The sequence below is a fragment of the Alkalibaculum sporogenes genome, assembly GCF_009362815.1.
Classification (GTDB): Bacteria; Bacillota; Clostridia; order Eubacteriales; family Alkalibacteraceae; genus Alkalibaculum_A; species Alkalibaculum_A sporogenes.
The window spans coordinates 1-4,932 of the sequence record NZ_WHNX01000068.1; the positions used below are offsets into that span (position 1 = coordinate 1).

6 protein-coding genes are annotated in these 4,932 nt (G+C 31.0%); all 6 read right to left on the reverse strand.

Going from position 1 to position 4,932, the window contains the following annotated elements; translation table 11 throughout:
- Positions 1-336: 336 nt before the first annotated feature.
- Positions 337-702 (reverse strand): hypothetical protein, encoded by a 366-nt coding sequence (locus GC105_RS16450; RefSeq protein WP_152807016.1) that lies wholly within the window; start codon positions 700-702, stop codon positions 337-339.
- A 535-nt stretch (positions 703-1,237) separates the two neighbouring features.
- Positions 1,238-2,317, reverse strand: coding sequence for a ribosome small subunit-dependent GTPase A (gene rsgA, locus GC105_RS16455; protein ID WP_152807018.1), 1,080 nt, complete (start codon positions 2,315-2,317; stop codon positions 1,238-1,240).
- A 172-nt stretch (positions 2,318-2,489) separates the two neighbouring features.
- Positions 2,490-2,804: a hypothetical protein gene (locus GC105_RS16460; RefSeq protein WP_152807021.1), complete on the reverse strand. Its 315-nt coding sequence runs from the start codon at positions 2,802-2,804 to the stop codon at positions 2,490-2,492.
- A gap of 343 nt (positions 2,805-3,147) precedes the next feature.
- Positions 3,148-3,330 carry a hypothetical protein gene (locus GC105_RS16990; protein WP_193708467.1) on the reverse strand — a complete coding sequence of 61 codons (183 nt, stop codon included), beginning with the start codon at positions 3,328-3,330 and terminating at the stop codon, positions 3,148-3,150.
- A gap of 229 nt (positions 3,331-3,559) precedes the next feature.
- Complete coding sequence (locus tag GC105_RS16465; RefSeq protein ID WP_152807023.1) at positions 3,560-4,078, reverse strand: methyltransferase family protein; 519 nt, start codon at positions 4,076-4,078, stop codon at positions 3,560-3,562.
- Between the two features lie 65 nt (positions 4,079-4,143).
- Positions 4,144-4,686 (reverse strand): DUF7010 family protein, encoded by a 543-nt coding sequence (locus GC105_RS16470; RefSeq protein ID WP_152807025.1) that lies wholly within the window; start codon positions 4,684-4,686, stop codon positions 4,144-4,146.
- Positions 4,687-4,932: the final 246 nt, after the last annotated feature.

Sequence of the window (4,932 nt, forward strand, 5' to 3'; positions counted from 1 at the left end):
TCGTATTTTCCATTGGCTTGTTTGCTATGCTTATTTTTATACAATACATTTTAATTCTTATTTTAGATGTTTTACTTGACTTTGCTTAGCTGGTCTACCCGGCTTAGGTGTTTTACGTAGTCGTTGGCGAACACAGTTCTCCCCTACGAGGTTAGGTGCTTTACGTGGTTGTCGGGCGAACTGTGTTCGTCCGGTATGTAGAGTATTGTGGGAATATACTATTCTATATAATGTTAAGGAATATATGTTATATTATACCATTTTGTTATAATTAATGTGAGATAAAGGATGCAAGAAATTTTTTCACTAATTTACGTAAGCATTGATATCTATTTTTTAAGTTGTTAATTTCTTTGCAAATCTTTTACTTTTTAGAATTCCATCTAATATAAATCTTAGTACAATAACAAACTTAAATACACTCATACCATCAAAATTCAAGCTAATTGATGAATATTTATTGATAAGCGTTACTATCAAAGCACTTATTACACTTATCAGCACAAATATATCCATTGTAATTATATACGGCTTTGTGATATATCTATTATCTTTTACTCCTTCATATAGATTAATAATCGAAAATCCTAGTAGAACAAAATAAAATGCAATAGTGGTAATAATAACGGGAATAGTCCTAGTTATATATAAAAATCCTATCAATAATATTAATGAAATAGTTATAATTCTTGCTCTTAACATTTTAACCTCCAAATTTTATACCTTGATGAATTTTTATCAGTATTTTGCAAATCCATGGAATTTATTAAGTTTTGTAAATTTCTTTTTGATCCTCTTTTCTCCTATTCTATATAATGTTAAGACTTTATGTTATATTATACCATTTTTTTATAATTACTGTAGCTAAATAATGAATATATCGACAAAAGGTATAACTAGTGTAACTCTTTTCTTTCGGTATGTTGTGAGTCTACCACATGACGGGCACACATAAAAACGCCTCCTCAATTCTTGTTTGAATTTGAGAGGCGTTTTAATAATGTTAACAATAAATCCAATCAGCATATTCTATAAGCAGAAATAAAATTGATATTCAGATTGTAAATGAAGCCCTGAAGAGTCCGGAACATGGAAGGATGATTTAATGCCAAATTTACTAGCAGGGATATATCCAAAGCGAGAGTAATACTCTGGGTGGGCGCTAGTGCAAGAGCTATATGCTCGTCGTAGTCACTTTCAAGTTCCTGTCTAATAGTTATATCCATATTAAAACTTCTTACCTTCTCTTGTTTTTTTCTTTGAGATATTTTCTAGCTTTTTTCATACCGCCAATACCGCTAAACATTTCATTCAACTTTGTAGTTTCAATTTGCTTTGAATTTAACCCCTCATATTTTGTTTCCTTCTTCAGTTTTCTAAAGCTTTCTAGCCTTTCAATAGAGAGAACTCCATCACATATGGCTTGCTGTATGGCGCAGCTTGGTTCGCTGGTATGAGTGCAGTCGTGAAATTTGCACGATTGCGATAACTCGTCAATATCGGAAAATGATTTTGATAAGTCAACACTACTTAGTCCTAACTCTCTCATCCCTGGTGTATCAATTACCATACCACCATTTTCTAAAATGAATAGCTCTCTCCTAGTCGTCGTATGCTTGCCCTTATCATCATTTCTGATTTCTTTCGTATCAAGAACATTTTCGCCAAGGAGACGATTAATCAAAGTAGATTTCCCAACACCTGATGAGCCGATAAATGCAACTGTTTCATTTTCTTTGATATATGATAGAATCTGGAGATAACCATCTGCTCTCATGTTTGTGGTAACTAAAACATCTACCCCAATGGCAACAGAGTTCACATCTAAAAGCCTTTGTTGTAAGTCTTCACACAAATCAGATTTTGTTAGTACAATAACTGGAACTGCGTTACTATCCCATGCTATGGAAAGATAACGCTCTAATCTCCTAAGATTAAAATCATTGTTGAGTGACATACAGATAAAGACGGTATCAATATTAGCTGCTACAATCTGCTCGTCATTTGATGTTCCTGCTGCTTTTCTGATAAATGCACTTTTTCTTGTTAAAACATGGTGAATAATGGCATTCCCATTTTTATTATGATCTCTGTCTAACATAACAAAATCACCAACCACAGGGTAATCTGATAAGGATTTTACATCAAATCTAAACTTCCCAGAAACCTCTGCTATTATCATGCCATTCTCACAGATGACTTTGTATATGTCCTTGGATTGGGAGATCACTCGCCCAATAGTAAGATCTGTATATAAAGTGGATTCAGTTATAAATCGCTGACTGCATCCTAATTTTAACATACTAATTTTATTCAATTTTTTATCCTCCTAATTTATATTGTATCTTATGGGAGGTTTATGCATTTATTATTTTGTATGCACCTCCCAGCTTATTACATTCTCAAATGTTTTATTGTTAAACATAATTCAACAGCTCCTTTCAAATATATAATATTGAGTAATATAAGAATATTACTTTACTATAATATTATTGCATTGGCATATAAGCAACCTTCCATGTATCGTCACTAACCTTGTTTAGATTAAACGAACTTGTATTTTCGTCAGCAAAAATGATTTCAATATAACACGATCCTTCTTCAAATTCTACAACGTTCGTACCGACAACCTCTGTTTTAAGTCGTTCCAACAAGTCTTTAGTGGCTTGGTTATTCGGTTCTGCCTCCTTAATAAAATCTTCTTTGGTTGGACATAACTGCCATTTACTATTGTCTATAAGTGCATATTGTGTCTCATATTCTTTTTTTTCTTCTGCTGTAAAGTATAATTTGCAAATAAGCATAGGGTCTAGCCCTTTCAAGAGATCGTCTGACGATTTTTTGGAAAATTCTTCATATAAACGTTTGTTATCGGAAGACAATTCTAGGATATTTATTGCGTCTATTTTTTGATTGGAAATGGTATTTGATGAAATATCTTTGCCGCACGCAGTTAATAATAACAATAGCAATACTACAAATATGTAGTTTGTTCGTTTAAAATTAATTATAATTCCTCCTTTAAATTTATTTTTATGGGTGCTTATTCTTTTTATCTAGTCTGACCCAAATATTTCTTATGAAATTTGCTATACTGATGCAATTTACATCACATTTTTCTACTAATACGAAATATGTTTACTTTTGCTACATGTTATTATCTTTTTTATTTTTCTCCATTTCTCTATATATTAGCTCTAAAAGAAATAAACCAGGACTTAATACACCTATCATTCCGAATAAATATATAAATATTTCAGCACCAAACATGCCTCCAATCATAAGACCTAAATATCCCGTAATGATTGATATGCTCGGTCTGATGAACAAAAACAACTTGAGCCATTACTATTGACTATATTATATTTATATTTAATCCCACTTGAAGAAAGTTTATTACGGACTTCATTAAACGTTTGTAAAGAGCATCCAACAAAAACTTCTTTTCTGTTCCAAATCATTATCATAAATTTCTCCCCTTTAATTAAAAGTATCCTACTATTACTCATCATATAAAGATTGTGAAATACCGTTTAAATAAAAGCTGTATCATACATATTTAAATATAGCGTCTCACTTTAATCATATACTTTATATACTCTTCTCCGAATTCTTCAATGCACCATCTTTCTTCTGAAAGAATGATCCAATGTGCTGATATTTGGAAAACTACTAATAGTGCTAGTAATATCAATGAGTTAGTTAGAAATACACAACCTAAGAAATAAATAAAATATGTAATATACATAGGATTGCGAGATATTCGATATAAGCCATTTATATTTATTCCATTCACTTTAGGTTTTGCATAATTTATCATAGACACAACATATAAAATAATTCCTGAACTATATATTATCAGACCTATGGTGAACCAATCAGAATCTGATCTGATTTTGAGAAATAATAAACATATTAAAATAAGGGCGGTTGTAATTTGATAAATCCAGTATGCTATTTTTTCTCTCGCTATCAATGGAGCAAAGAAGCCCGCACGTTTCAGTGATTCTTTGTTTATTATATTTAAAAGACCATATCTAATAAATATAATTGGTATTACTACCAAAAATGCATTCATCTTATTCCACCTTCTAAATCTTTGATTTATATTTTATTATGCTAAGTGTTTCGTAAAATTAAAGTTTAATTAAGTACTGACTTCAGGTTTTTGTTTTCAATTATGAGAGAAATACTAAACAAAATTTCAAATATTATCATCATAATAGCAATTATGTGAGGCTCAAAGTATAGTCCAACTACCAGTGATGAAATCGGGATAACAATTGCCAACACTATATATGACTTTGATTGATATAGCCATCCGTAGGGTAGTAAATGTGCGCCAAAAATCATAGCTATAACCATTAACATTTTTTCGGGAACTATAGGGTATACCCACATGGCAATCAATAAATATAACATTTGATTTGCAGAGAATATAATACCTAACTTTGTTAATGGATTTTCTTTGTTTTGAAAATCAACCTTAATTATTTTAGATATAAAGAATGCTAAAGGCATTAGTGGCGCTGTACAGCAAAATGTTAATAAGTTCTTAGTTAAAATAGGCAAGGTTGTTAAATGAACAATTAACACAGCAGACCAAATAAAAATAGATGCTAATATGAAGTGCAAGCCTTTTTTCTGTTTAATAGCTGAATCTAATTGTAGTTCTTCTAAGTTCATATTCTATCCTCCAAAAGTTAATTTTTATTAAGTATAAGTCTACATACCATTCTTCATTAAAAGATTAGACTTAGGATGTTTTTTGGGGTCATCGATCCTTCGCTGGATGAGGTTAATTTGAGGAACGTCCATGGGCGATGGGCGAACTCAGTTCGCCCCTAGTACTATAGAGTTATAGCAATAAGCTATAACTTTTTCTTTATTACTGAGTATTATATTCGAACATTTTTAAATATATAAATACTA

Coding starts and splice junctions, on each gene's coding strand:
- GC105_RS16450 (WP_152807016.1), bottom strand. CDS start 702: ATGTTAAGAGCAAGAATTATAACTATTTCATTAATATTATTGATAGGA.
- GC105_RS16460 (WP_152807021.1), bottom strand. CDS start 2,804: ATGCTTATTTGCAAATTATACTTTACAGCAGAAGAAAAAAAAGAATAT.
- GC105_RS16465 (WP_152807023.1), bottom strand. CDS start 4,078: ATGAATGCATTTTTGGTAGTAATACCAATTATATTTATTAGATATGGT.
- GC105_RS16470 (WP_152807025.1), bottom strand. CDS start 4,686: ATGAACTTAGAAGAACTACAATTAGATTCAGCTATTAAACAGAAAAAA.